The sequence below is a fragment of the Roseicyclus sp. genome, assembly GCF_052168335.1.
Classification (GTDB): Bacteria; Pseudomonadota; Alphaproteobacteria; order Rhodobacterales; family Rhodobacteraceae; genus Roseibacterium.
Genome location: NZ_JBQLZP010000272.1, coordinates 1 through 1,227 on the forward strand (window position 1 = coordinate 1; position 1,227 = coordinate 1,227).

The 1,227-nt window shown below is 72.4% G+C and carries 1 protein-coding gene and 1 pseudogene; both read right to left on the reverse strand.

Annotation, left to right across the window (positions count from 1 at the left end):
- Positions 1–613, reverse strand: a 613-nt coding sequence (locus ACTS11_RS08285; RefSeq protein ID WP_442639854.1) for a MaoC/PaaZ C-terminal domain-containing protein, incomplete at its 3' end; no start/stop codon positions are given.
- Positions 610–1,227, reverse strand: a pseudogene (locus ACTS11_RS08290) (alpha/beta hydrolase); the annotation flags it as partial. The gene ACTS11_RS08285 and the pseudogene ACTS11_RS08290, both read right to left, overlap by 4 nt.

The window sequence follows — 1,227 nt, forward strand, 5'->3', positions numbered from 1 at the left end:
CGATCAGGATGGGCGTGATGATGCCCTCCTCGGCGGCCTTCACCGCGCCGCCGAGCGACCTGTCCTCCTCCGGCGCGACGATTGCGGTGACGAGCGGCGGCAGCGGCCGCGCCCGCTCGAGGAGCGTCTCGAAATGCCGGTGCCGCTCCACGATGAGGCCGGGCACGGCGATATCGGTCCAGACGCGCCGCTCCGCGGGGGCGGCCACGCGGGCCTCGCCATCGACGATGAGCGCCCCGTCCGACTTGCGCCGCACATCGGTGGCGAGCGTCACCGTGCCGTCCGGATGGATGGTCTCGACCGTCACCGTGGTCAGGAGTTCGTCGCCCGCATGGGCGCGGCCGTGGAAGGTCAGCGTCTGCGAATGGTAGAGCGCGCCCGGCCCCGGCAGCTTCATCCCGATCACCGCCGACACGAGCGAGGCCAGGAACATGCCCGGCGCCACCGCGTCGGGCCGTCCGTCGTGGTCCGCGTCCTCCTGCGTCAGGTGCATCGGGTTGTGATTGCCGGAGACGTTCGCGAAGACGTAGAGGTCGTCGGTGGTCAGGAGCCGGCTCAGTTCGGCCCTGTCGCCGACGCGGATGTCCGCCAGCGGGCGGTTTTCGAACCTCATCGTGCCTGCTCCCGCAAATCGGATTTCCCGGACCCGGCGCGCCGCCTCGCGGCCCCGTTCTTCGGGGGCGGCGCCCACGCATCGCCCGAGGGGCCTGCGCCGTTCGCCGGCCTGGCGGGGGTCAGCGGGTCCACCGTCACCGGCGCGTCGCGGCGCGGAACCCCGAGCACCTCGCAAAACCGGTGCAGGAGCGCCAGCGTCCCCTCCGCCATCTCGTCCGGATCGCCCGGCACGAAGTAGGCGACGCGGATCGCGAGTTCGCGCTCCTCCGGCGTCGCCAGCAGCATCGGCAGGGTCTCGATCGCGCGTTCGGGCTCGTAGGTGGCGATCAGCGTCTGTTCCGAGATCACCCGGGCGCGCCCGTCCGGGCCGAGGCTGGCGAAGGGCTCATCCTCGGTCAGCACCCGGTTCGCCCGTTCCAGCCGGTCGCGGCGCACGCCCCTGCGGTTCTCGGCCATCAGCACCAGCATCCGGATGACCGCTTCGGCGAAGCCGCCCGTCCCGATCGCGGCCAGCGCCGCCTGCACCTGCGGCAGCGCCCGCAATTCGGTCTTGTCCTTGAGCGTGCGGTGCAGATCGTGCCGCTTGCCGAAGGCCCGCGCCCAGGGGGTGCC